General features: G+C 41.3%; 1 protein-coding gene and 1 pseudogene. Both read left to right on the forward strand.

Annotated features, from left to right (window positions below; all coding sequences use genetic code 11):
- Positions 1–1,142 (forward strand): annotated as a pseudogene (locus B2X33_RS02460) (hypothetical protein); the annotation flags it as partial.
- Positions 1,142–2,640: N-6 DNA methylase (locus tag B2X33_RS02465; RefSeq protein WP_296667379.1), on the forward strand; the 1,499-nt coding region annotated here is incomplete at its 3' end. The pseudogene B2X33_RS02460 and the gene B2X33_RS02465, both read left to right, overlap by 1 nt.

Consider the following 2,640-nt stretch of genomic DNA (forward strand, 5'->3'; position numbering starts at 1 on the left):
AGCACACTTACGGCTATATTGTTGATTTTGCGGACATAAAAGAAAACTTTGAGCAGACAAATGAAAATTATCTAAGGGAACTGAATAAATTCAACAACCCAAAAAACGCACCTGACAAGCAGATTCCAGAAACATTCTCCGCAATTTTTGAAGAGCCTCAGAAAATCGTGGAGCAGATTGATAACGCTTATGAAAAAATGTTCAGCTATAATACTGAAAACGTAGAAAGCTTTGTTGAGCAGATAAACAGAATTGAAGAAAAGCAGCCTTTGCTTGAGCTTAGAAATTCTTTGACTACAATCAGAAACCTTGCAAACGTTGTGCGCTCTTTTGGCTCTGAAAAAATAACGGATGAGAAAGTTCTAAAATATGTAAGCAGTCTTGACCTTTCACGAATCCCTCAGCTTTTGACAGAAGTAAACCGCAGAATTGATTTAATCAACTTCAAGGCAATTCAAAATCCTTCCGCCGAAACTCTGGATATGATTGCGGATATTTTGGACGGAATTGAATTCCATTTTTCAAAAGTCGGAACAGAAGAGCTTGTGATTAAAGCCAACTGCGAGACTATAAAAGACAAAATCAGAAGAACAGCAAGCAGCCTGAGCAGCTACTTTGACCAGGAAGACCCCGAGTATATAACGCTTAAAGATTTGTTTATGCATGCTTTGGCAAAAACAGATTTTGTTGAGTACGATTACGCAAAGTTCACGCAGCAGAACAAAGATTTTGACGAAATTCTTGAACGGCTTAGCCGGCTTAAAAAGAAAACAGAAAATCTTTTTGAGAAATATAAAGGAGACGCAAAATTTGTCCGTGTCCACAAGCGGATTCACGAAGAAAACAGAAGAAGAACATCTGCCTCTCCAAATGCAAGCGCGCAAAACTGGATTTTGGACGACAAGGATTTGACGATTTACCGCACGCTTATGTCTCTTAAAAATACAATCGATATGCAGGTTTACAACCAGGAGGCGATTCTAAAAAGCGACCCTTATTTTGAAAAAACTGTAATGAGCCTTGTTGGAAACGGAATGGCAGAGCTGAATATCCAAAGTCCGCGCGCAGACCGCGAATTTATAAAAGACAAAATCGTTGCGCAGTATCTTAATCAGTACCATGCAACCTATGGGAGAAATTGATGACAGTAGAACAGATAAAAAACGAGACGTTCAAGCTTATAGATGCCTTAAAAGCAACATGCCAGCAGTACGGCATGGGAAACGACGGCAACGAGTACAAAATCATTACTCAGGTTTTTCTTTATAAATTCCTGAACGACAAATTCTGCTTTGAAGTAAAGAAGCTGAATTCTCCGATTGTAAAAAAAATTCTTGAAGCGGAAAGTTTTGAAGAAGGCTATGCCTCGCTTTCTGAAGATGAACGCCTTGACTTGCTTGATTTACTGGACGCGAACATTCCGCGCCTAAAGCCGGAACACTTGATTGGCAATTTATGGAGCCAGCAGTCAAAAGGAACCTTCGACACGATTTTTGACGCGACAATGCGAAACATTGCAGACGAGAATATTGAAATTTTCAATACGCACACTTCCGATGAAACAAAGATTCCGATTTTTGAGGACCTTACAATTTTTGTTACAGACACTGCGCAGCGGCCGGCTTTTGCCCGCGCCTTAGTTGACAAGCTAATAAAATTCAGTTTTGAGGAAGTTTTTGCCCAGCGTTACGATTTTTTTGCCGCAATTTTCGAATATCTTATAAAGGACTACAACACAGCAGGCGGCGGAAAATACGCGGAATATTATACGCCTCATTCCATCGCTACAATTATGGCGCGGCTTTTAGTAGGAGATTCAAAAGACCTTCATAATATTGAATGTTACGACCCGAGCGCAGGAACTGGCACTTTGCTTATGGCTTTGGCGCATCAGGTTGGCGAGGACAAGTGCACGATTTATTCTCAGGACATCAGCCAGCGCTCAAACAAAATGCTAAAGCTCAATCTCCTTTTGAACAACCTCGTGCTTTCTTTGGACAAGGCGATTCAGGGCGACACGTTGGTAAATCCATACCATAAGAGCGATGACGGAAACAGCCTGCGCAAATTTGACTATGTTGTTTCAAATCCGCCGTTCAAGATGGACTTCAGCGACACAAGAGAAAAAATCGCCTCGCAGACGCAAAGATTCTGGGCAGGAGTTCCGAATGTGCCTGCAAAGAAAAAAGAAAGCATGGCGATTTACACCTGCTTTATTCAGCACGTCATAAATTCCCTGAAAGATTCCGGAAAAGGCGCGATTGTTGTTCCAACAGGATTTATAACTGCAAAAAGCGGAATTGAAAACAAGATTCTTAAAAAAATCGTGGATGAAAAAATCGTAAGCGGCGTTGTGAGCATGCCGAGCAATGTTTTTGCCACCACAGGAACAAATGTCTCCGTTGTTTTCTTTGACAAGTCCAAAAAAGATGAAGACGCGAAAGTGATTTTAATCGACGCCTCAAAACTCGGCGAGGAATACAAGGAAGGCAGCAACCAGAAACGCCGCCTGCGGGACTTTGAAATTGACAAGATTGTTGATACATTCCTTAAAAAAGAAGCCGTGGAAGATTTCAGCGTTGCCGTTACATATAATGAAATCATTGAAAAAGGCTACGTCCTTAGCGCGGGCCAGTATTT

The organism is Treponema sp. UBA785 (assembly GCF_002297065.1).
Lineage (GTDB): Bacteria > Spirochaetota > Spirochaetia > Treponematales > Treponemataceae > Treponema_D.